Here is a 22,541-nt window from a genome sequence, read left to right as displayed (position 1 = left end):
CCGTCTGCGTGCATCGCTGTCGCTAGCGTGCCCCAAACAGACGAAAAATCCTTCCTGACCCATTCAGGAAGGATGTTGGCCCGGTATGGAAACGTCCCGTCAACGTAACCCGGTCCGCGCACCCGGCCGCGGCCTTGCATCCGCCCGCGGCTTGGCGTCCGGCCTCGACCCCGGCCGGCTGGTGTTGGGCCGCCGATCCGGCCGGTCTGCGCGCTCTCCGCGCTGCGGCCCCGCCTCCGCCGGCACCTGGCCGCTCTCGCGCAGCGCTTCCTTCCGGGACAGGTTGATGCGCCCCTGGCTGTCGATCTCGGTCACCTTGACCATGATCTCGTCGCCGACCTGGCACACGTCCTCCACCTTCGCCACGCGGCCCAGGTCGAGTTGCGAGACATGGACCAGACCTTCCTTGCCGGGCAACACCTCGACGAACGCCCCGTACTTCTCGACGCGCGTCACTTTGCCGAGATACGTCTTGCCCACTTCGACCTCGCGGGTGATGTTCAGGATGTGCTCCTTCGCCGCTTCAAGGCCCGCCTTGTCAGGGCTAGAGATGTACACGGTCCCGTCCTGCTCGATGTCGATCTTGACACCGGTCTCGTCGATGATCTTGTTGATCACCCGGCCGCCGGGCCCGATGACGTCCCGAATCTTGTCCGGGTGGATGTGGATGGCCACCACGCGCGGCGCGAACTTGGACAGTTCCGGCCGCGGCGCCGCGATGGCTTCCGCCATCTTGCCGAGGATGAACAGCCGTCCCTCATGCGCCTGATTCAGCGCCCGTTCCAGGATGTCGCGGTCAATCCCGGCGATCTTGATGTCCATCTGCAACGCCGTCACGCCGCGTGCCGTCCCGGCGACCTTGAAGTCCATGTCTCCCAGGTGATCCTCCAGGCCCTGGATGTCCGTGAGGATGGCCACCTGATCTCCCTCTTTCACCAGGCCCATGGCGATGCCGGCCACCGGCGCCTTGATGGGCACGCCCGCGTCCATGAGGGCCATGGTGCTGCCGCAGATGCTGGCCTGCGAGGTCGATCCGTTGGATTCCAAGATCTCGGACACGACGCGGATGGCGTACGGAAATTCCTCCGGCGGGGGAATGACCGGATCGAGCGCCCGTTCGCCCAACGCCCCGTGGCCGATGTCACGGCGGCTCGGGGCGCGCAAGGGCCGGGCCTCACCGACGCTGAAAGGCGGGAAGTTGTAGTGATGCATGTACCGGTTGGACTCCTCGAGGTCAAGCCCGTCGAGGATTTGCTCGTCTCCCAGCGCCCCCAGCGTGCACACCGACAACGCCTGCGTCTGCCCGCGCGTGAACAGCCCCGACCCGTGTGCGCGCGGCAGCAGCCCCACCTCGCAGGAGATGGGCCGGATCTCGTCCAGGCGCCGCCCGTCCGGCCGGATGCCTTCGTACAAGATGGCGGAGCGCACCTCTTCCTTCAGGATGTCGTGCAGGATGTCGTCGATCTCCTTGTCCCGTTCCGGGTACTGCTCCGCGAACGCCTCGTGCACCTCCGCGCCGACCGCGTCCACCGCCGCCTCCCGTGCCTGCTTGTCAGGATTCCGGACGGCGGCCTTGATCTTCTCCGTCGCAAAGGCGCGGATGACCTGATTCAGCTCCGGATCGACCGTCTGCAGCACCACTTCCCGCTTCGGCTGCGCAACGTCCTCCGCGAACACCTCAATCTCCCGGATGATGGTCTTCACGGCCTCGTGGCCGAACAGGATGGCCTCCAGAATGACGGATTCGGGGACCTCGTTGGCGCCTGCCTCGACCATCACGATGGCGTCCTTTGTCCCCGCGACGACCAGGTGCATCTCGCTCCGCTCCGCCTGGGCGACGGTCGGGTTGATGACGAACTCGCCGTCCACCCGTCCGACGATGACGCCCGCAATCGGCCCCGCGAACGGGATGTCGGAGATGGTCAGGGCCGCGGACGTCCCGATCATCGCCGCGATCTCCGGGGCGCAGTCCTGGTCCACCGACATCACCAGGTCGACCACCTGCACCTCGTTGCGAAACCCGTCCGGAAACAGGGGGCGAATCGGGCGATCGATGAGGCGCGAGGCCAACACCGCCTTCTCGCTGGGACGCCCCTCCCGTTTGATGAAACCGCCCGGGATCTTGCCGACCGCGTAGAACCGCTCCTCATAGTTCACCGTCAACGGAAAAAAGTCGAGTTCCTTCGGCTCTTTCGAAGCGGTCACCGTCGCCAGCACCACCGTGTCTCCGTAGCGGACGTTGACGGCGGCTGTGGCCTGTTTGGCCAACTTGCCGGTCTCCAGCACCATCGGGCGGCCGGCCACCATAAACTCGTGTCTCTTGTACATCAGTTCCAACATCCTCCTCTGATCTGCCCGTGGCGGTTGTGCGCCATGATCCATTCCATGCTGTCCATACCATTATGTATATTGTCTCCGTCCGAACGGCAAGTGAGTCCGGCCTTCCCATCCGCACGGGGCGCAAAACGCGTGAGAATGTAAAACAAGCGGGCCGAAGCCCGCCGTTACTTTCGAAGACCGAGCGACTGGATCAACTGCCGGTAGCGGTTGATGTCCTTCTTGCGCAGGTAGTTCAACAGGTGCGCGCGGCGGCCAATCATCTTGTACAGACCGCGCTTCGAGTGATGGTCCTTCTTATGGACACGGAAATGCTCGGTGAGTTGGTTGATGCGTTCCGTCAGGATGGCAATCTGAACCTCCGGAGAACCCGTGTCCGATTCGTGCAAGCGGTACTTCTCGACGATCTGCTTCTTGTCCTCTTGAGTCAGCACAGGGATGATCCTCCTTCGTTGACGAAGCGAATCCCTGCCACGGAGATGCCGTTGGAGGAAACGCACATCCACGAGGCAGTTCCTGTCCCTCTGCGCGATTCCGCTGCCGCTTCGTTGTATGGGACCCACCCATTATACCACACCTCCGGCTGACCGCAACGCGGCCAAGCCGCGTCATTCGGAGGCGCCGAGCACCTGCCGCGCAAACGTGACGTCCCGCTTAATCTGGGCCTTCAGCGCATCCAGGCCGGGGAATTTCTGCTCGTCCCGGACCTTGCGCAGGAAGGATACGCGAAGCTCGCGTCCATAGAGGTCTCCGGAGAAATCGAGCAGATGGACCTCCATGCGGTACTTTCGCCCGTCGACCGTGGGCCGGTAACCGGCGTTGAGGACGCCGAACCAGTGCACAACACCTGACGGCTCCCCCAACACCTCGACGGCCACGGCGTACACGCCGGGCGCAGGCAGGACGTAGTCGTCCAGTCCGTCCAGATTGGCCGTCGGGAATCCGATGGTCCGCCCAATGGCGTCGCCGTGGACCACCTTCCCCGTCACGCTGTACGGACGGCCGAGCAACGCCTCCGCCGCCTCGACGCGCCCGTGGGCCAACAATGCCCGGACACGAGAGCTGCTGACCTTCACCCCGCCGGCTTCCACCGGCTGCACGATGCTCACCGGAACCCCCATCTCGGCGCACATCCGGGACAGGTCCGAGGCATCCGCGCTCCCGCCCTGCCCGAAGTGGAAATCGAAGCCGACCACCACCCGCTGCAGACGGAGCGACGCCAAGTGCTCCCGGACGAACACCTCCGCAGGCGTCCGGGCGTAGTCCTTCGAAAACTGCACATCGTACAACCGCTGCACGCCGAAACCCGCCAGGATCCGAATCTTCTCCGGCAGCGGCGTCAAGCTCCGGTCGTATCCCGGCTTTTGCGCGAACACCCAGGCAGGATGCGGCCAGATGCTCATCACGGAGAGCAGAGCCCCGTTGCGGTGCCGTTGCGCCTCGCGCAGGATCGCCTGATGCCCGATGTGGATCCCGTCAAATTTGCCGATGGCCAGAACCTGCGGCCCATCGCTCTTGGGCGGCCGTCCCGAGACGACGATGCACTCCATAGGCTACCGTTCCTTTTTCCAGAATACTTTCTTCGGGCGCAACCGCTGCGCTCCCGGCGGCCCTTCCGCCTGCACGACCGCCACCAGCTCCCCGCCGGTGGTGACGCACGCTGCGAGCGAGCCCCCGGGTACCCGGATGCCTGAGACCACGCGCTGACCCTGGGCGAGTTTCGCGGCTTCCTCTTCCGTCACGGCGATTCGCGGCCACCCGCGCAACGCTTCCGCCGGCGGCAAGAGATACGCGGCCGGATCGGGGGATTGCCGCCAGTGGTCAAAGTCCACCGCCTCACCAATCTGGAAATGGCCGGACGCCGTCCGGCGCAACGACCGCATGTGGGCCGGAACGCCGGCCAGCCGGCCCCAATCCCGGCACAGCGCGCGCACATACGTCCCCTTGGAACAGCGCACGCGGAAGCCCGCCTCCGCGATGGCCCCTGGACGAAACCACAGGACCGCCAATTCTTCGATGCGCACCCGGCGCACCGGGGGTTCCACCGGCTCGCCGCTGCGGGCGTATTCGTAGAGGCGCTTGCCGCCCACGCGCACCGCGGCGTACAGGGGCACCGCCTGTTCGACGTCCCCCACGAGAGCGGTCGCCGCCTCCCGAACCACCGCCTCGTCGAGCCGGCTCGCGTCGGCCTCAGCCACCACCCGGCCCGTCGCATCGTCTGTGTCGGTCGCCCGCCCGAAGGCGATGACGCCTTCGTACTGCTTCTCCTCGGCCGCCGCAAATTCCAACAACCGGGTGGCCTCTCCCACGCAGATCACGAGGACGCCGGTGACGTCCGGATCGAGCGTCCCGGCATGACCCACACGCCGCGTGCCCAACACCTTACGCACGCCGTCCACCACGTCGTGCGACGTCAACCCTGCCGGCTTGTCCAATACGAGCACTCCGGACGGCAAGCCGCTCACGCCTCCGCCAGCGCCTCTTCGATGCGGGCGCACACCTGATCGATGGCTTCCGGGAGATCGCAGGTCAGCACGCAGGCCGCCGCCCGCACGTGGCCGCCGCCTCCCCAGTGTTGGGCGATCCGGGAGACGTCCACCGTCCGCTTGGACCGCAGGGAGACCTTCACCCGTCCGCCCCCGATCTCGCGGAACAGCGCTCCCACCTCGACGGTGTCGATGCTGCGCGGAAAGTTGACCAGCACCTGCGTGTCGTCGTCCGTGCAGCCGGCCCCTTCCAACATCCCTTCGGTGACGTACACGATGGCGTAGCGCCCGTCCTCCGACACGGTCAGGTTGTTCAGGGCCATCTGGATGAGCCGCATCTGCGGCCACGTCCTGGACTCCAGCGCCGGCTCGGCGACATCGTACGGGCGCACACCCGCCGCCACCAGTTCGGCCGCGATCTGGTGCACCTCGCGCGTCGTGTTGGGCAGGGAAAAACCGCCGGTGTCGGTCAAGATGCCGGTGTACAGGCACGTCGCCAGGTCGGCCGTCAATGGGATCTGCAGTTGGCGCACGACGTGATAGACCAGCTCGCACGTGGCCGCCGCCTGTTCGTCGACCAGCCAGGCGGTGCCGTAGCGGGGATTCGTCTGGTGATGGTCGATGTTCACGATGCGCGCGCCGTCCGCAATCACGCCCCACAGTTTCTCGAACCGGCCGCGGTCCGCACAATCGACCGCGACCACGTTTTGAAACTGCCGGTCGATCCCGTTGGAAATCGGGTAGGCCAAAGAGAACATCGGCAAAAACGAAAACCGCTTCGGCAGTGGCTCCTCCACCACGAACTGCCACGATTTTCCCAGGGCGCTGAGCACGTGCGCCATGGCGAGGGCGCTTCCCACGGCGTCGCCGTCCGGCCGCTCGTGGGTGACAATCAACCAGTCGTCCGCCTGGCGGACGGCCTCGGCCACCTGAATCAGTTCCTCTCCGCGGCGAGGCGCTGGTTCCCAAGTCTGAGACCCGCGGGCCGTCTCGCTGCCGTTCATGAGCGTTCCTCCTCGGAGGTATCCGCCGGCGCCGGTCTGGACGTGCTGTGCAACTGACGGATCACCGTCTCAATGTGCGCGCTGTACTCGCCCGACTCATCCAAGCGGAAGACCAGCTCCGGCGCCACGCGCATGCGCAGGCGCCGCGCGACCTCCCCGCGGAGGAACCCGGCGGCACGCGAAAGCGCCTCCATGGTCCCCTGCTTGGCGTCCGCGTCGCCGAACACGCTGACAAACACCTTGGCGTGCTGAAGGTCCCCCGCCACTTCGACACGGGTGATGGTGGCGAAACCGATGCGCGGATCCTTGAGCTCGGTGCGCATCAGTTCCGCAATCTCCTTTTTCATCTGCTCCGCCACGCGTTGCGCGCGGATCCGGGACATACATTTCCCCCCTCGCCACGGCCGGCAGGCCGGGGCGATTCATGTGTCAACCGCCTTTATTCTGGCTTGACAGCCTCCATTTTAAAGGCTTCGACGACGTCGCCAACCTTGATGTCGTTGAACCGCTCCAGCGTCAGGCCGCACTCGAACCCGCTGGCAACCTCCCGGACATCATCCTTGAAGCGTTTGAGCGAGTCGAGTTTGCCTTCATACACCACGACCCCGTTGCGGACGAGGCGGCACTCCGCGTCACGCGTCAATTTGCCGTCCGTGACGTAACACCCGGCGACCGTGCCCACCTTGGAGATGTGGAACACCTGGCGGACCTCCGCGTGGCCCAGCACGACCTCCTTGAATTCGGGCTCGAGCAGGCCCTTCATGGCCGACTCCAACTCGGATGTGACGTCGTAAATCACGCGGTACAGCCGGATGTCCACCTTGTGCTCTTCGGCGGCGCGTGCCGCATTGGTGTCCGGCCGCACCTGGAACCCGATGATGATGGCGTTCGACGCGTTGGCCAAGGCCACATCCGACTCCGTGATGGCGCCGACCCCGCGGTGGATCACCTTCACCCGTACGCCCGCGACGTCGATCTTCTCGATGGACCCCACGATGGCTTCCACCGATCCCTGCACGTCCGCCTTGACGATCACGTTGAGCTCCTTGACATTGCCCTCCTGGATCTGGCGGTACAGGTCGTCCAACGTGACGCGCGCCGTGGTCTGCATCTGTTCCGCCTTCTCGCGATTGGTGCGCTTCTGCACCAACTGGCGCGCAGCCCGCTCGTCGTCGTACACCACGAACAGGTCGCCCGCGCTCGGCACCTCGCCCAGCCCCTGGATCTCCACCGGGGTGGACGGGCCCGCTTCCTTGATGCGCTTGCCGAGGTCATTCGTCATCGCCCGAACCCGGCCATACGTGGTACCGGCCACGACGATGTCGCCCACGCGGAGCGTGCCGTTCTGCACCAGCACGGTCGCCACCGGCCCCCGGCCCCGGTCCAGCTTCGCCTCAATCACCGTGCCGCGCGGACGAGCCTTCGGATTGGCCTTGAGATCCTGCAGGTCAGCGACCAACAGGACCATCTCGAGGAGCTGATCCAGCCCTTCCTTCTTGAGCGCCGAGATGTTGACGAACACCGTGTCGCCGCCCCACTCCTCGGCCACCAGGCCGTATTGGGTCAGCTCCTGCTTCACCCGGTCCGGGTTGGCCTCCGGCTTGTCGATCTTGTTGACCGCCACGATGATGGGCACGTTGGCCGCTTTGGCGTGGTTGATGGCCTCCACCGTCTGCGGCATCACCCCGTCGTCCGCGGCAACCACCAGGATGGTGATGTCGGTCACCTGGGCCCCGCGCGCCCGCATCGTCGTGAACGCCTCGTGGCCCGGCGTGTCGAGGAACGTGATCTTGCGTCCGCCGACCTCGACCTGGTACGCGCCGATGTGCTGCGTGATGCCGCCCGCCTCCGTCGCCACGACACGGCTCTTGCGGATGGCGTCGAGCAGGGTCGTCTTGCCGTGGTCGACGTGGCCCATGATGGTGACCACCGGCGGCCGCGCCACCAGGTCCTCCGGATTGTCCGCCTCGACCAGCATATCGATGGCCTCTTCGTCAACCGGCTCCTTGACGACCAGCTCCACCCCGTATTCACTGGCGATGAGTTCCATCGCGTCGGTGTCGATCTCCTGGTTGATGGTCGCCATGACGCCGAGGAACAGGAGCTTCTTGATGATCTCCGACGCCTCGCGATGCAGCAGCTTCGCGAACTCGCCGACCGTCATCGGTCCTTCGACGGTCACCTGGCTCGGCACATCGGCTCGGCCATTGCTGCCCGCACGGCGCCGGCCGCCGGCCCGCTGCACCAGCTTCTCCTCGTTGAAGCGCTCCTTGCGATCGCGGTCGAAGTCCTTATGCCCGCGCTCGCGCTCTTTTTCCTTGGCTTTCGACGCCGGGCTCACCGGTTTCTGGGCCACCGCGGCAGGCCCCCGGCCGGCGCCACCGCCAAAGCCGCCCGGCCGGCCGCCACCGCGGGCTCCGCCGAAGCCACCGCCGAAATTCCCGCGTGCGCCGCGATCCCGGCCTTCCGTGAAACCGCCGGGCCGGCCCCCGCCGCGAGCCCCGCCAGAGCCGCCGAAGCCGCCGCGAGGACCGCGGTCCCCGCCGGATCCGCCCGCACCACGGCCGGGCCCCCGGCCGGCGGGCCGCCCGCCGGCGTTTCTGTCGCGGTCATGGCCGCCGCGCGGGCCGCGGTCCATGCCGGCACTCCCGCTCTGTGCGGCCGAGTTCCGGCCGCCCGCGCTCGCGGCCCGTCCATCGCGGTCGTAGCCGCCGCGATCTCCTCCATTGCGCTCGTATGCGCGGCCGCCGCGATCCCCTCCGTTGCGGTCCGCGCCGCGTCCATTCCGATCCTGACCTGGCCGATCGGCACGATCCATCCCAGTGCGAACCCCCGTCTGGGCGCGCGCGTCACCCACGCGGCCCGCTTCCATCCGAGAGGCGGCCGGCCCGCCCGCCGGCCGGTCTCCCCGTTCCGCCGCTGCGGAAGCAGCCGACCCGGGCGCTGCCCCTGCCGGCGCGGAAGGACGGCCCGCCGGCTCGGCCGCGGCCCCCGCACCCGCCGCCGCAGCCCGTCCGTTGCTGCGGTCTGCATCCGGACGCCCCGGCCGAGCCGGTGCCTGGGATCCCGTCGCGCTCTCTTGCCCGCTCTTCCGCGCGCCATCCCGCCAACCGCCATTGCGATACGGCCCATCCGCGCGCGCCTGCTGCTCCTGCCGCTGTTGTTCCAGACGCGCCGCCCGCTCGCGCGCCCGCTGCTTCTCCCGCAACTCACGCTCCATCTCGGTGGCATGGCGCTGAGCCGCTCGTTGCTTGACATCGGCGAAGAACTGCTCGACCTTTTTCACCATATCGTCATCCATCACGCTCATGTGGTTGGCCACGGGCACGTCGAGGCGGTTGAGGATAGTGAGGATCTCCTTGCTCGACATGTTCAATTGCTTTGCGTACTCGTACACCCGCAGTTTCGTCAAAGGCTTCACCCCCGCAGAATTCCCCCGTGTACTGCAACAGCTTCTCGGTGAACCCGGGGTCGGTCACACCCGCCATGACGGTCGGCCCGCGCCCCAGCGCGCGGCCCAACTCGTTCCGGTCGAAACACGAGACCATCTGTATCCTGTAAAACGCGCACTTGTCGCGCACCTTCTTCTCCGCATTCGCGCCCGCGTCCGCCGCTAGCAGCACCAATCGCACCCGGCCCTTGCCAAACGCCGCCAGCACCGCATCGCTGCCCGCGATGATCCCGCCGGCGCGCTGTGCCAGCCCCAGGAGACCCAGAGCCCGCGCACGTGCCCGGTCCGCCTGCGATTCACGCGCCACCCGGGGACACCTCCGCCAGCCTCGCCTCCAGTTCGTCATACACGCCTTCCGGGATGGGATGCTTCAGCGCCCGTTCGAGCGACTTGCGCTTGCGCGCCTGGCGCAGGCAGTCCGGATTGGCGCACAGATACGCTCCGCGGCCGTTGCGCTTGCCCGTCGGATCGAGCAGGATCTGCTCCTCCGGCGTCAGGACCACCCGGATCAATTCCCGCTTCGGGAACATCCCCTGGCACCCCACGCATTTGCGCAAGGGCAGTTTTCGCTGCCGTTGCATGCCCAAAGCCCCCTCGTCATCACGGTTCGTTCAGCCAGTCGGCCGACAGCGTCCCGACCTCGTCGTCGTCCTCGAAGTCGGTGATGCGCCCGAACATCCCCAGCTCGGCGGCCTGCGTCTCGCTCTTGATATCAATCTTCCAACCGGTCAGCTTCGCGGCCAAGCGCGCGTTCTGACCTTCCTTGCCGATGGCCAGCGACAGTTGATGGTCGGGCACGACCGCCCGCGCCACCTTGTCCTCCTCGAAGATCTGGACCGAGACCACCTTGGCCGGGGACAGCGCATTGGAGACGAACTCGGCCGGGTCGTCGCTCCACTTGACGATGTCAATCTTCTCTCCGCCCAGTTCATTGACCACGGCCTGTACGCGCATCCCGCGCGATCCGACGCAGGCCCCGATGGGATCGACCTCCGGATTGCGGGAGTGCACCGCAATTTTGGAACGGTGACCCGCCTCCCGGGCGACGGCCTTAATCTCGACGACGCCGTCGTAGATCTCCGGCACCTCCAGCTCGAACAGCCGCTTGAGCAACCCGGGATGGGTGCGCGAGAGAACGACCTGCGGCCCTTTGCTGGTGCGCTCCACCCGGGTGATGTACGCCTTCACCCGGTCGCCGGGGCGAAACCGGTCAGTCGGCATCTGTTCGGACACCGGCAGCACAGCCTCCGTCTGGCCCAGGTCGACGTACGTCGCGCGGGCGTCCTGCCGCCCGACCACGCCGGTCACAATGTCCTCGGCCCGGTCGACGAATTTGCTGTAGACGATGGACCGCTCCGCCTCCCGGATGCGCTGGGTGACGACCTGTTTGGCCGTCTGTGCCGCAATCCGTCCAAAATCTCTCGGCGTCACTTCAATCTCTACGATATCGCCGAGCTGGTAGTTTGGATGGATGTCCAAGGCGGCGTCCAGGGAGATCTCCAGGCGCGGGTCCTGCGGCTCCTCCACCACGGTCTTGCGGGCGTACACCTTCACCTCGCCCGTGTCCCGGTTGATCTCCACCCGCACATTCGGGGCGGAATTGAAGTTGCGTTTGTATCCTGAGATGAGCGCCGCCTCGATGGCCTCCAACAGGGTGTCCTTGTCGATCCCCTTTTCCCGCTGCAACTGTTCCAGCGCGTCGATGAACTCGGCATTCATGACACGGCTCCTCCTCCCTTCCTACAACTGAACGGCCAACCGCGCTGCGGCGATCTTTTCCATAGGGATCCGGGCCGTCTTGCGGACCCCTTTGACCGCGTACGAGAGGGTCAGGGATTCCCCGTCATACTCCGTGAGCTCTCCCTCGAACACCTTTTGACCCTGCCAGGGTTCGTACAGGGAGACGTGCACGAATTGTCCGATGGCCCGTTCGAAGTCGGACGGTTTCTTCAGCGGGCGTTCCGCGCCTGGGGAGGAGACCTCAAGGAAGTAAGAAGAGGGAATCGGGTCCACTTCATCCAACCGTTCCGAGAGGCGCTCGCTGACGCGCGTGCAATCGTCGATGTCGACTCCGCCCTCCTTGTCGATGAACACCCTCAGGTACCAGTTGGCACCCTCTTTCTTGTACTCCACATCGACCAGTTCCACGCCCACCTCTGCGGCGATGGGTTGGGCCAGTCGCTCCACGATGTCCGTCACGCGTTCCTTGGGCACACCCGTACCTCCTTCGGCCTGTTCGTTCCCATGCGGTGCCCCGGGTGCCAGCCGCCCCGCTCCCGCCGGTGCGGCCCCTGTCCGCGCATGCTCCCGCGCTCCATCGTCAGCCGTCCACACCTCGCGACCCCGCTTCATACAGCGAAGAGTGGGGAACCCCACTCTTCGCGTCACAGCCTATACGAAGTCTAACGATCCGAGTATACCACCTTCTGCCGCTGCCTGCAAACACTGATTTCTTCGCCATTCGCCCCGTCCCGGTTCGCCGGCAGGAATCCGTGCCGGGCATCGCGAACCCTACCCGGGTACTCTTCACAGGAAGGCGGCTGATGACATTGCAAACTTCCCTGGAGACCGGCCACCTCTTGGTGATCACCGGCAACATGATGTCCGGCAAGACGGAAGAGCTCATTGCCCGCCTCCGCACGGCGGAACGGATTGAATCCATCCGCGCCCAGGCGGCCCGCCGCGACGGCCGCGCCTACACCCCGCGCCGCATCGGGGTCTACAAGCACGGGCTCGACCGGCGCTACTCCGCGACCGAGATCGCCAGCCACGGGGGACAGCGCGTCCCGGCCACGCCGGTCAGCAGCGCGCTGGAGCTGTTGGCGCGCTGCCTCGAGGACGGCGTTCGCGTCGTCGTCTGCGACGAAGTCCAGTTTTTCATGGAACGGGATGAGGAAGGTTGGGTGATTGTCCGGGTCCTGATGGAACTCCTGCGCCGCGGATGCCAGATCATGGTGTCGGGTCTCGACAAGGACTTCCGCGGGATGCCGTTTGGGCCGATGGGCGACATCCTGGCCCTCGCGGACGAACGGGTGAGCCTCACCGCCACCTGCATGCGCTGCGGTGCGCCCGCCGTCCTCCCGCAGCGGATCATCAACGGACGGCCGGCCGACTGGAACGATCCGGTCGTCTTCCCGGGCGCCACCGAATCCTACGAACCGCGCTGCCGGCGCTGCCATGAGACCGTTCCCCCAGAAACCCTTACCTGGGCAGAGGCGGCTGTCGCGCGTGAATCCTCCAGACCTCTTCCACAGTGAGCGCGGACGGCGGGCGGGTCGCGGAGAGGCTCGCGTGAGCGCAGGAGCGCAGCCGCACGCCCGCCGTCTCTCCGTCAGAACAGCGACAACTGGTTCGTCTCGGGCAGCCCCTTCAGGCATCCCAGCTGTTCCAGCACCTCGATGACGTTCCGCCCGACCCGGCTTCGCTCCTGGAGGTCCTCCACGGACAGGAACGGCCCGTCCTGGCAAGCCTGGTACAGGCTCTTGGCGGCCGCCTCGCCGATGCCCGGCACCGCCGCGAACGGCGGCAGCAAGGCGTTTTCCTCCTCCCGGATGAGAAACTGCGTCGCGTGCGACTGCATGAGATCGACGGGCAGGAAGCGGAAGCCGCGCACCACCATCTCCAGCGCCACCTCGAGCACCGTCAGCAGGCTCTTCTCCTTCGGCGATGCGCCATTGCCCTTCTGCTCAATCTCTTCGATCCTCCGCACGATGGCGTCGCGCCCCTGGACCATCAGCTCGACGTCGAAATCGTCCGCGCGCACGGTGAAATACGTGGCGTAGAACGCCAGCGGGTAATGCACCTTGAACCAAGCGATGCGCATCGCCATCAACACGTACGCCGCCGCGTGGGCCTTGGGGAACATGTATTTGATCTTGCGCCCCGACTCGATGTACCACTCCGGCACCCCGAACTGGCGCATGTATTCCGCGTCCTCTTCCTTCACGCCTTTGCCCTTGCGGATGGACTCCATGATCTTGAACGCGCGCGCCGGCTCCAGGCCCTTGTAGATGAGGTACACCATGATGTCGTCCCGGGCGCAGATGACCTCCGACAGGGTGGCGATCCCGTTGCGGATCAGGTCTTGGGCGTTGTTCAGCCACACGTCCGTCCCGTGGGAGAGACCGGAGATGCGCACCAGCTCGGAGAACGTCGTCGGCCGCGTGTCCTCCAGCATCTGGCGGACGAACTTCGTGCCGAACTCGGGAATCGCGTACGTGCCCGTGGCGGAACGGATGTCCTCCGGCCGGACGCCGAGCGTCTCGGTGCCGCTGAACAGGCCGAGGACCTGCGGGTCGTCCATCGGGATCGACTTCGGATCAACCCCCGTCAGATCCTGGAGCATGCGGATGACCGTCGGATCGTCGTGTCCCAGGATGTCGAGCTTCAGCAGGCAGTTCTCCAAGCCCGAGTGGTAGTCGAAGTGCGTCGTCAGGGTGCCCGCGTTCTTGTCGTCCGCCGGATACTGAACCGGCGTGAAATCGTAGATGGACTTGTAATGCGGCACCACCACCTGGCCGCCGGGGTGTTGGCCCGTGGTGCGCTTGATGCCGGTGCACCCTTTCACCAACCGGTCGATCTCGGCGTTGCGCAGGATGAGCCCGCGCTCCTCGGCGAACTTGCGCACATATCCGTACGCGGTCTTCTCCGCCACGGCGGAGATGGTGCCCGCCCGGAAGACGTGGTCCTTCCCGAACAGCTCCTCCGTGTAGCGGTGGGCCCGCGGCTGGTACTCGCCCGAGAAATTGAGATCGATGTCCGGCACTTTGTCCCCGTTGAACCCGAGGAAGGTCTCGAACGGGATGTCCTGGCCGTCCTTGTGCAGCGCCGCCCCGCAGCGCGGGCAGTCCTTGGCGGGCAGGTCAAACCCGGACCCGACCGAGCCGTCGGTGATGAACTCGCTGTACTGGCACTGCGGGCACAGGTAGTGCGGCGGCAACGGGTTCACCTCGGTGATGTCGGTCATCGTCGCGACCAAGGACGACCCCACGGAACCGCGGCTGCCGACCAGGTACCCGTCCGACAGCGACTTGACCACCAACTTGTGGGCGATGAGATAGATCACCGCGAACCCGTTCTGGATGATGGAGTTCAACTCCTTCTCCAGGCGGGCGGCGACAATGTCGGGCAGCGGATCGCCGTACAGCCGCTTGGCCTTGTCGTACGCCATCCGGGTGATTTCTTCCTCCGCGCCGTCGATGACCGGCGTGAACAGCTCGTCCGGAATGGGCTTGACTTCCTCCACCAGGGCCGCAATTCGGCGGGTGTTCGTGACGACCACGTCGTACGCGTCCGCTCCAAGATGCTGAAATTCCGCCAGCATCTCATCGGTGGTGCGCAGATGCAGGGGTGGTTGCAGCGCCGCTTCCGCCCCGTTTTGGGCCTGCAGGAAGATCTCCCGGTAGATGCGGTCGGACGGGTTGATGTAGTGGGCGTCTCCCGTCGCCACCACCGGGATGTTCAGACGCTTTCCGATCTCCACCAACTGGCGGTGTATCTCGCGGACGCTCTGCACGCTCTGAATGAGCTCCTCACGGACCAGGTTCTCGTAGTGGCTGACCGGCTGGATCTCCAAGAAATCGTAGAACTGGCAGATCTCCTCTATCTCGTCGGTCGTCTTGCCGCGCAAGAACGCCTGCACCACCTCGCCCTGCTGGCAGCCGCTGCCCACCAAGAGCCCTTCCCGCAGCCGCACCAGTTCGCTGCGCGGAATCCGCGGCGTGCGGTAGAGGTACTGGGTGTGCGCCAGCGATACCAGCTCGTACAGGTTTCGCAGCCCGGTCTGGTTCACGACGAGCAACGTGGCGTGGAACGGGCGGGTACGCGTCACGTCCACCCCGCGCGTGAGCTGGTTCAGTTCGGAAAGCCGGGAGATGCCGCGCGCGGCCAGGTCGTCCAACATGTGCGCGAACACCCGGCCCGTGGCCTCGGCATCCGCCAACGCCCGGTGGTGGTTGACCAGCTCCACGGAAAACTTCTGCGTCAACGTCTTCAACTTGTAGTTTTTTTCGCCCGGGTAGAGCACGCGCGCCAGCGCCAGGGTGTCGATCACCGGCTGCCGCCAGGGCTCCATCCCCAGCCGCTGCGCGCATTGGCCGAGGAAGCCCACGTCGAACTCCGCGTTGTGCGCGACCCAGACCGCTCCCTCCGCGAAGCGCCGGAAGCCTTCCAGCGCCTCCGCCAGTTTGGGCTGCCCCACCAGCATGTCGGGGGTGATGCCGGTCAGCTCGGAGATCTTCGGGGACAGCGGCCGCTCCGGGTCAATCAACGTCGCGAAGGTGTCGACGATCTCGCGGCCACGCATCCGCACGGCGGCCAGCTCGATGAGGGTGTCCTCGCGGGCGTTGAGTCCCGTCGTCTCCGTGTCGAAGACGACGTACTCCGTCCGGTCGTCCAACGGGATGTCCTGCATGCGGTAGACAATCGGCGTCCCGTCGTCGACCACGTACGCCTCCACCCCGAGCAACACCTTCACGCCGTGTTTCTTGCCGGCCTGGTAGGCTTCGGGGAAGGACTGAACGACGCCGTGATCGGTCACCGCGATGGCATCGTGCCCCCAACGGGCCGCCTGTCGGATGTATTCCGCCACGGACGGAATGCCGTCGAGGGCGGACATGTTGGAGTGCAGGTGCAGCTCGACCCGCTTCTCCTCGGCCTGGTCCACCCGCACAGGCGCCTCGGCGGGCTGCATGTCCGACACCATGAACACCAGTTCTTTGGCATAGGCGTCGAACTGCACCTGCCCCTGGATACGCACGTACGCCCCGTCGGCAAACCCCTCCAAGGCTTGCTGCTGGCGTTCGTTGTGGATGAACAATTTGGCCGTGATGGAGTTGGTCTCGTCCGTGATGTTGAACTGCACCAGGGTTCGGCCGCTCGGCAAGGTCCGTGTGTCCACCGCGAAGACGCGCCCCTCGATGGCCGCGCGCCGCATCTCGTCCTGGATCTCGTCGATGGAAATCACCGGGCCGTCGATGGGACGCCCGATGGTGAGCGGCTGCACCGGTTCATCGGCGCGCCGGTCCCCACGGCGCCGCCCCTCGCCAAAGGCAGGCTTGTCGCCAAGCGGTTGCGGCCGGTCCGCCACCTCCGCCTGTCTCTGCTCCATCTGCTCCAGGACCTCTTGCACCTGTTGCCGCTCTTCCTGTTCCAGCGCCTCGCGCAGCCCTTGCACGCGCTCGGAGGCCATGGGATGGACCTCAAACGCCACCTGAAGGTTCAATCCGAACCAGCGCGCCGCGGCTTCTGCCAGGGCTTGTCCCGCCTCCTTGCGCGCCAAGTTGCCGACCTCCGCGGCGCTCGTCACCCAGAAGGTCGCCCGCCAGGCGGGAGAAGGGGCTGCAGCAACAGGCGGCAAGCCGACAGCGGCCGCCGACGGGTCCGCATCGGCCGATGCGGGCGCCACGGCGCACTCCGCCTGTCTCAACCACTGGCCTGCCATCGGTTCCCGCTCCGCGAAGTCCTCCACCAGCGCCGCCAGGGCGGCCCGGACCTCGTCCTCCGTCGGGCCGTTCGGCCAGGCAGGCGCCACCCAATGCAGCCCCTCCGTCCGTGGCCCAATTTCGTCGCGGCAAGCCGCATCCAAGCGCCGCACCGCGGTGAGCCACGCCGACCACGGGGACACGTCGCGGACCCCCGCTTCCTCGGCGGCATCGCCCATCCGTTCCTGCCACAGGCGCGGATGGCGCAGATGGACGAACACCTGGCGGGACTTCACCCGCACAATCACTTTTTCCACCGCGTCCAGCGCACCGGGCACGTCCGCCGCTGCAGGTGCCCAGGGTGCGGACAACTGTTCCGCCATCTCTTCTCTTCACTCTCCCGTCCTTCAGAACAGGCGCGTGACATCCCGATAGGTGATGATCACCGCAAACAACATCAGCAATGCGAATCCGACGAAGTGGACGAGACCTTCCTTGCGCGGGTCCAGCGCCCGTCCGCGCACCATCTCGACCACCATGAACAGCAACCGTCCGCCATCCAGCGCCGGGATGGGCAGCAGATTGAAAAGCCCCAGGTTCAGGCTCAAGAGCCCCGCGATGGCGACCACATTCCATAATCCGCTCTGGGCCTGTTCGCCAATGGCGTCCGCGATGCCGACGGGACCGGCGAGATCGTTGAAGCGATGCTGGGAGACCACCTGCCAGTAGAGGTGCAGCGCGTTGACCGAAGTGTGGTACACGGTTGCAAATCCCGAACCGACGGCGCGGACCGGATTGAAGGACAGCGCACGGTTGACGCCGACGACCGGCACGTGGTCGGGCGTCTGCATCGGCGTGACCTCCACCGTGTGAACCGTTCCGGCCCGCTCCACCTCCAGGTGAAGCGGCCGCGGAGGCGTGGTGTCGTCCCGCTGGATGGCGTGGGAGAACTCCGACCACGTCCGAACCGGCTGCCCCTCGACGGAGACGACACGGTCTCCTTTCATCAGACCCGCGTGCTGGGCTGGGGAATCCGGGACGACGCCGCCGATCACGGGCGCGTCGAGCGGCACCCCCGTGTGCATGAACAGCACGGAGAACAATACACCGGCCAGCAGGAAGTTCATCACGGGACCGGCCAGGATGATGGCCGCGCGTTGGTGGAGCGGTTTGCCGAGCATCTGTTCGTCCCGCTCCACCAACGGGATGGCGTTGCGCCGGCTGGTCATCAACCGGGCGCGCGGAACGACCGGAAGCACCCGCGGCCCCTCCCCGAAGTCGAGCGTCATCTCCATGCGGTCCGTCAGGTCCAAGCCGCGCAAGACGCCCACTTGTCCGCGCGGAAGATCGGCGGGCTCGCCGATGGCGCGGATGCGACCCGCCTCGTCCAGCTCCACGGCCAACTGCTCACCGAGGCGAAACAGGGCGTCCTGCGGGATCTCTCCGGCCAGCTGGACCAAGCCGCCGAGCGGAAAGAGCCGGATGGAAAACTCTGTCCCCCGCCGCACCCAGCGGACCAACTTCGGCCCAAAACCGATGGCGAACTGGGGCACCGCCACACCGCAGCGCTTGGCCACCCAGTAGTGGCCGAATTCGTGGATCACGATGCTCACCACGAACACCGCCACCACCGCCAGCGCAGACTTGAGAAACCCCCACAAGACCGCCCATGTCAAACGCCCCACCCGCCTTTCTCGACGGCGCTCCGCGCTTCACGGCGCGCCCACGCATCCATCTCCACAATATCATTCAATGCACGGGGTGTCCCGGGCATGTGCCGGTTGAGGACTTCCTCCACCACTTCGGCGATGCCGGTGAAGGTCAACCGGCCCTCGAGGAAAGCGGCGACCGCCACCTCGTTGGCCGCATTCAGCACACACGGCGCGTAACCGCCCGCCCGGCCGGCCGCAAACGCCAGCCGCAGGCAGGGAAACCGGGTCGTGTCCGGCGCCTCGAACGTCAACGCCCCCACCGACAACAGGTCCAGCCGCGGCCATTCATTTTCGGGACGCGCCGGATGCATCAGCGCGTATTGGATCGGCAGCCGCATGTCGGGGGTGGCCAGTTGCGCCAGGACCGATCCGTCGCGGTACTCCACCAGCGAGTGGACGACGCTCTGCGGATGCACCAACACATCAATCTCATCGTATCCGGCGGAGAACAGGTGGTGCGCCTCGATGACCTCGAGCCCCTTATTCATCAGGGTCGCCGAATCCACCGTGATCTTGCGGCCCATGGACCAATTCGGATGCCGCAGGGCCTCCTCCACGGTCACCTCCCGCAGCCGCTCGAGCGGCCACGTGCGAAACGGCCCCCCCGACGCGGTCAGGATGAACCGCCGCACGTCATGCCGCCGGCTGCCCTGCAGGCACTGAAAGAGCGCCGAGTGCTCGCTGTCCACCGGAACGATGTCGGCGCCATTCGCCCGGGCCCACGGCATCACCAAATCGCCGCCCGCCACCAGGGTCTCCTTGTTGGCCAGCGCCAATGTGGCGCCGCGCGCCAGGGCCGCCCAGGCCGGGCGCAGCCCGGCGGCACCCACGACGGCCGACACGACCACGTCCGAGGGCACCTCAGCCGCCCGCACGAGCCCGTCGGGGCCCACGCCAATCTCCGGTGTCGAGCCTCCCGCCGCAGCGAGCCGGTCCCGGAGTGCCCTGCCCGCTTCCTCGTCCGCCACGGCGACAAAAGCCGGGCGGTACCGCCGCGCTTGTTCCGCCAACCGGTCCACATTCCTACCGGCCGCGAGCGCGGCCACCGCAAACTGATCTGGAAACCGGTCGACGACCTCCAGGGTGTGCATGCCGATCACCCCGGTCGACCCCAGCACCGTCACCGTTCTCATCCCACACGTCCGCCTTTCCGCAGGGGAAGAAAAGGGGCCTTCCGGCCCCTCCGTCATCCCCGTCAATGCATGACATGGGTCAAGACGCACAGCGCCACCGGCGCGGCCAGGAGCAGGCTGTCGACGCGGTCGAGCACGCCCCCGTGACCGGGCAACAGGTGGCCCGAATCCTTCACCCCAGCCGCGCGTTTGCATGCCGACTCGACCAGATCCCCCACCTGGCCGGCCGCCGATACCACCGCGCCAATCCACAGGAACGTCCACCACGGGACCGCCGGGAAGGCCACCGCGCCTACGATGGCGGCGGCCGCAGCCCCCCCGGCCAGACCGGCCACAGCGCCGCTGATGGTCTTCTTCGGGCTGATGTCCGGCCACAGCTTGGGGCCCTGCAGCGAACTGCCCGCGAAGTAGGCGGTGGTGTCCGTCGCCCAAACGGCCACCAACGGCAGGACCAACCACCCGATGCCGAGGTCGCGCAGGGCGGCCAGGGAGGAACCGCCAAATCCGATGTACAGGGCACCCGTCCACAGCATTGACATCTGCCCGGCCGCCGTCCGATTGCGCAGCAACACCGGGAAGGCCAGGGTCCCCATCACCCAGAAGGGCAACCAGGGCGGCCCCAGCCACTCCGGCCGCCACAGGGCCACCGTGACGGTCGCCAACGCCCACACCCCCGGCGCGCTCCGCCAACGCACACCGGTGATGGTGCACCACTCGCGGACCGCGAGCAGGGAACCGGCGAACGCAAAGACCCGCCACGGTACGGGGCCCCAGACCACGATGGCGATGACGACCGCCACCGCCAGGATCCCGGTGATGACTCTTTGCCTCAGCATCGGCCCACCTACTTGATCCCGCCGAAGCGCCGCTTGCGGCGTTGATAGTCACGCAGCGCCTGTTCCAGGTGCTCGCGCGTGAAGTCAGGCCACAGCACGTCGGTGAACCACAACTCCGCGTACGCCGCCTGCCAAATCAGGAAGTTGCTCAACCGGATCTCCCCGCTCGTACGGATGACCAAATCCGGATCCGGCAGGCCCGCCGTCGAGAGATACCTGTCCAAGCGCTCTTCGCTGAGGTCGTCCCAGGACGCGGCACCGGCAGCAACCTCACGGGCAAACGCCTTCACCGCGCTCAAGATGTCCGCTCGGCCCCCGTAGTTGAGCGCGAAGTTCACAATCATCCCCTGGTTCTCCCGCGTGCGCTCCAGGGTTTTGCGTACCGTCTCCTGGGTGTACGGCGGCAGTTGGGTGGTGTCCCCGATGAACCGGACGCGCACGCCACGGTCCACCAGTTCGTCAATTTCGCTGCGAAAGAACTCCTCCGGCAACCGCATGAGGTACTCGACCTCCTGCGGCGGCCGTTTCCAGTTTTCCGTCGAGAACGCGTACAGCGTCAAGCACGGAATGCCCAGTTCATCGCAGGCGCGGATGACCTCACGCACCTTCGTCATGCCCGCCCGGTGACCAGCCACCCGCGGCAGGCCGCGCCGGCTCGCCCAACGCCCGTTGCCGTCCATGATGATGGCGACATGCGCAGGAAGGCCCGCGGCCTCGGCGGACGCCTTCCCCTCCTGTGCCCGGTTTCGCTTGCCGAGGATCCACTTCAGCAACCGGCGTGACCCCCTTGTCATCCCGGCTCGTCGCCTGCACGCGGTCTGCGTCTTAGACCTCGAGGATCTCTTTTTCCTTCGCTGTCGCCGCCTTGTCGATCTCCGCGACAAACCGGTCAGTGAGCGCCTGCACCTTGTCCGTCGCCCGGCGCACCTCGTCCTCCGGCGCGTCGCCCGACTTCTCCAACTTTTTCAAGTCCTCATTGGCGTCCCGGCGGATGTTGCGCAGCGCCACCCGGGCCTCCTCGGCCATCTTGCGGACGACCTTCACCAACTCCTGCCGGCGTTCCTCCGTCAACGGAGGCAGGATCAGGCGGATCACCGAACCGTCGTTCATCGGATTCAATCCCAGGTCCGACTTTTGAATCGCCCGTTCGATCTCGCTCAACAGGCCCTTGTCCCACGGGGCGATCACCAGTTGGCGGGGCTCCGGCGTGGTGATGCTGGCCACCTGATTCACCGGCATCTGGCTCCCATAGTATTCCACCGTGACCTTGTCCAGCATGTTCGGCGTGGCCCGGCCTGCGCGCACCGTCGCCACGTCCCGTTTGAACACCTGAACCGCCTTCTCCATCCGTTCCTCAGCGGACCGAATCACGTCGTTCAGCACGTGTCTTCCTCCCCACAATCGTCCCGATGGGCTCGCCGAGCACCGCCCGGCGGATGTTGCCCTTCTCGCTGATGGCGAACACCAACAACGGGATGTCGTTATCCATGCACAGGGATGTCGCTGTCGAATCCATCACCCCGAGCCCCTGGCTGAGCACGTCGAAAAACCCGAGTTCGTCGTATTTCACCGCATCCGGATTTTTCAGGGGGTCTGCGCTGTACACGCCGTCCACCCCGTTTTTCGCCATCAGGATGACGTCGGCTTCGATTTCCGCCGCCCGCAGGGCAGCGGTCGTATCCGTGGAGAAATACGGATTGCCAGTCCCCCCGGCGAAGATCACCACGCGGTTTTTCTCCAGATGGCGGATGGCGCGGCGCCGGATGTAAGGTTCCGCGACCTGCCGCATCTCCACCGAAGTCTGTACACGGGTATCGACCCCGATTTTCTCCAGGGCGTCCTGCAGGGCCAAGGCGTTCAGGACGGTGGCCAACATGCCCATGTAGTCCGCCGTTGCGCGGTCCATTCCTTGGGCGCTGCCTGAGATGCCGCGCCAGATGTTGCCGCCGCCCACGACGACGGCCACCTGGACGCCCAACTGCACCACTTCGCGGATCTGCTCCGCGATGGTCTGGATCATCGACGGATCAATCCCGAAGCCCTTGTCACCGGCCAACGCCTCACCGCTGAGTTTCAGCACGACTCGTTTGTATTTCGGTGTCGACATCCCGTTTCCTCCGTTCCAAGCCTGGTCCCCGGGGCGGCCGCATGCTTCAGGCCG

At 66.2% G+C, this 22,541-nt stretch carries 19 protein-coding genes; 1 reads left to right on the top strand and 18 read right to left on the bottom strand.

Annotated features, from left to right (window positions below):
* Nucleotides 1-99: 99 nt before the first annotated feature.
* From BM357_RS08020 to rimP, 11 genes are all read right to left on the bottom strand, one after another.
* A complete protein-coding gene (locus BM357_RS08020) occupies nt 100-2,328 on the bottom strand; it encodes a polyribonucleotide nucleotidyltransferase (RefSeq protein WP_074951582.1) in 2,229 nt (742 codons plus the stop codon).
* 176 nt (nt 2,329-2,504) lie between these two features.
* Nucleotides 2,505-2,771 carry a 30S ribosomal protein S15 gene (gene rpsO, locus BM357_RS08015; protein ID WP_029420462.1) on the bottom strand — a complete coding sequence of 89 codons (267 nt, stop codon included), beginning with the start codon at nt 2,769-2,771 and terminating at the stop codon, nt 2,505-2,507.
* 174 nt (nt 2,772-2,945) lie between these two features.
* Nucleotides 2,946-3,887, bottom strand: coding sequence for a bifunctional riboflavin kinase/FAD synthetase (locus BM357_RS08010; RefSeq protein WP_074951389.1), 942 nt, complete (start codon nt 3,885-3,887; stop codon nt 2,946-2,948).
* 3 nt (nt 3,888-3,890) lie between these two features.
* A complete protein-coding gene (gene truB, locus BM357_RS08005; RefSeq protein ID WP_074951579.1) occupies nt 3,891-4,793 on the bottom strand; it encodes a tRNA pseudouridine(55) synthase TruB in 903 nt (300 codons plus the stop codon).
* A gap of 5 nt (nt 4,794-4,798) precedes the next feature.
* Complete coding sequence (locus BM357_RS08000; RefSeq protein WP_074951387.1) at nt 4,799-5,827, bottom strand: DHH family phosphoesterase; 1,029 nt, start codon at nt 5,825-5,827, stop codon at nt 4,799-4,801.
* A complete protein-coding gene (rbfA, locus tag BM357_RS07995) occupies nt 5,824-6,210 on the bottom strand; it encodes a 30S ribosome-binding factor RbfA (RefSeq protein ID WP_074951385.1) in 387 nt (128 codons plus the stop codon). The genes BM357_RS08000 and rbfA overlap by 4 nt, the downstream gene beginning before the upstream one ends.
* Nucleotides 6,211-6,266: 56 nt before the next feature.
* Nucleotides 6,267-9,239: a translation initiation factor IF-2 gene (infB, locus tag BM357_RS07990; RefSeq protein ID WP_245783896.1), complete on the bottom strand. Its 2,973-nt coding sequence runs from the start codon at nt 9,237-9,239 to the stop codon at nt 6,267-6,269.
* Nucleotides 9,121-9,585: a L7Ae/L30e/S12e/Gadd45 family ribosomal protein gene (locus tag BM357_RS07985; RefSeq protein WP_074951381.1), complete on the bottom strand. Its 465-nt coding sequence runs from the start codon at nt 9,583-9,585 to the stop codon at nt 9,121-9,123. Before BM357_RS07985 ends, infB begins: the two co-directional genes overlap by 119 nt.
* Nucleotides 9,575-9,859: an RNase P modulator RnpM gene (gene rnpM, locus BM357_RS07980; RefSeq protein WP_074951379.1), complete on the bottom strand. Its 285-nt coding sequence runs from the start codon at nt 9,857-9,859 to the stop codon at nt 9,575-9,577. Before rnpM ends, BM357_RS07985 begins: the two co-directional genes overlap by 11 nt.
* 19 nt (nt 9,860-9,878) lie before the next feature.
* Nucleotides 9,879-10,997, bottom strand: coding sequence for a transcription termination factor NusA (gene nusA, locus BM357_RS07975; protein ID WP_074951377.1), 1,119 nt, complete (start codon nt 10,995-10,997; stop codon nt 9,879-9,881).
* Between the two features lie 21 nt (nt 10,998-11,018).
* Nucleotides 11,019-11,492, bottom strand: a complete 474-nt coding sequence (gene rimP, locus BM357_RS07970) for a ribosome maturation factor RimP (protein ID WP_074951375.1) — start codon at nt 11,490-11,492, stop codon at nt 11,019-11,021.
* A 329-nt stretch (nt 11,493-11,821) separates the two neighbouring features.
* Between rimP and BM357_RS07965 the strand changes: the two genes are divergently transcribed.
* Nucleotides 11,822-12,535 (top strand): thymidine kinase, encoded by a 714-nt coding sequence (locus BM357_RS07965; RefSeq protein ID WP_074951373.1) that lies wholly within the window; start codon nt 11,822-11,824, stop codon nt 12,533-12,535.
* A gap of 74 nt (nt 12,536-12,609) precedes the next feature.
* Here the strand turns inward: BM357_RS07965 and BM357_RS07960 are convergent, their stop codons facing one another.
* The 7 genes from BM357_RS07960 to pyrH form a co-directional block, all read right to left on the bottom strand.
* Complete coding sequence (locus tag BM357_RS07960) at nt 12,610-17,082, bottom strand: PolC-type DNA polymerase III (protein ID WP_245783895.1); 4,473 nt, start codon at nt 17,080-17,082, stop codon at nt 12,610-12,612.
* Nucleotides 17,083-17,106: 24 nt separating this feature from the next.
* Complete coding sequence (rseP, locus tag BM357_RS07955; protein WP_074951371.1) at nt 17,107-18,375, bottom strand: RIP metalloprotease RseP; 1,269 nt, start codon at nt 18,373-18,375, stop codon at nt 17,107-17,109.
* The gene (locus BM357_RS07950; protein ID WP_074951370.1) at nt 18,372-19,544 is read right to left on the bottom strand and encodes a 1-deoxy-D-xylulose-5-phosphate reductoisomerase; all 1,173 of its coding nucleotides are present in this window, start codon (nt 19,542-19,544) and stop codon (nt 18,372-18,374) included. The genes rseP and BM357_RS07950 overlap by 4 nt, the downstream gene beginning before the upstream one ends.
* Before the next feature lie 62 nt (nt 19,545-19,606).
* Nucleotides 19,607-20,380, bottom strand: a complete 774-nt coding sequence (locus tag BM357_RS07945; RefSeq protein ID WP_074951368.1) for a phosphatidate cytidylyltransferase — start codon at nt 20,378-20,380, stop codon at nt 19,607-19,609.
* 8 nt (nt 20,381-20,388) lie between these two features.
* The gene (locus BM357_RS07940) at nt 20,389-21,174 is read right to left on the bottom strand and encodes an undecaprenyl pyrophosphate synthase (RefSeq protein ID WP_083430297.1); all 786 of its coding nucleotides are present in this window, start codon (nt 21,172-21,174) and stop codon (nt 20,389-20,391) included.
* Between the two features lie 31 nt (nt 21,175-21,205).
* A complete protein-coding gene (gene frr, locus BM357_RS07935) occupies nt 21,206-21,727 on the bottom strand; it encodes a ribosome recycling factor (protein ID WP_217647681.1) in 522 nt (173 codons plus the stop codon).
* A gap of 7 nt (nt 21,728-21,734) precedes the next feature.
* Nucleotides 21,735-22,487, bottom strand: coding sequence for a UMP kinase (gene pyrH, locus BM357_RS07930; protein ID WP_074951362.1), 753 nt, complete (start codon nt 22,485-22,487; stop codon nt 21,735-21,737).
* Nucleotides 22,488-22,541 lie beyond the last annotated feature (54 nt).

Origin of the sequence: Paenalicyclobacillus macrosporangiidus, assembly GCF_900116805.1 — a bacterium.
GTDB classification, from domain to species: domain Bacteria; phylum Bacillota; class Bacilli; order Alicyclobacillales; family Alicyclobacillaceae; genus Alicyclobacillus_H; species Alicyclobacillus_H macrosporangiidus.
The sequence above is the reverse complement of the archived record's forward strand: the minus strand, read 5'-3'. Positions and strand labels throughout refer to the sequence as shown.

Bases quoted from the DNA above. Each gene is read 5' to 3' on its own strand.
- pyrH (WP_074951362.1), bottom strand. From the start codon at position 22,487: ATGTCGACACCGAAATACAAACGAGTCGTGCTGAAACTCAGCGGTGAG.
- BM357_RS07950 (WP_074951370.1), bottom strand. From the start codon at position 19,544: ATGAGAACGGTGACGGTGCTGGGGTCGACCGGGGTGATCGGCATGCAC.
- nusA (WP_074951377.1), bottom strand. From the start codon at position 10,997: ATGAATGCCGAGTTCATCGACGCGCTGGAACAGTTGCAGCGGGAAAAG.
- BM357_RS08020 (WP_074951582.1), bottom strand. From the start codon at position 2,328: ATGTACAAGAGACACGAGTTTATGGTGGCCGGCCGCCCGATGGTGCTG.
- BM357_RS08000 (WP_074951387.1), bottom strand. From the start codon at position 5,827: ATGAACGGCAGCGAGACGGCCCGCGGGTCTCAGACTTGGGAACCAGCG.
- BM357_RS07965 (WP_074951373.1), top strand. From the start codon at position 11,822: ATGACATTGCAAACTTCCCTGGAGACCGGCCACCTCTTGGTGATCACC.
- BM357_RS07960 (WP_245783895.1), bottom strand. From the start codon at position 17,082: ATGGCGGAACAGTTGTCCGCACCCTGGGCACCTGCAGCGGCGGACGTG.
- BM357_RS08010 (WP_074951389.1), bottom strand. From the start codon at position 3,887: ATGGAGTGCATCGTCGTCTCGGGACGGCCGCCCAAGAGCGATGGGCCG.
- BM357_RS07945 (WP_074951368.1), bottom strand. From the start codon at position 20,380: ATGCTGAGGCAAAGAGTCATCACCGGGATCCTGGCGGTGGCGGTCGTC.
- frr (WP_217647681.1), bottom strand. From the start codon at position 21,727: ATGGAGAAGGCGGTTCAGGTGTTCAAACGGGACGTGGCGACGGTGCGC.
- BM357_RS07940 (WP_083430297.1), bottom strand. From the start codon at position 21,174: ATGACAAGGGGGTCACGCCGGTTGCTGAAGTGGATCCTCGGCAAGCGA.
- rbfA (WP_074951385.1), bottom strand. From the start codon at position 6,210: ATGTCCCGGATCCGCGCGCAACGCGTGGCGGAGCAGATGAAAAAGGAG.
- rnpM (WP_074951379.1), bottom strand. From the start codon at position 9,859: ATGCAACGGCAGCGAAAACTGCCCTTGCGCAAATGCGTGGGGTGCCAG.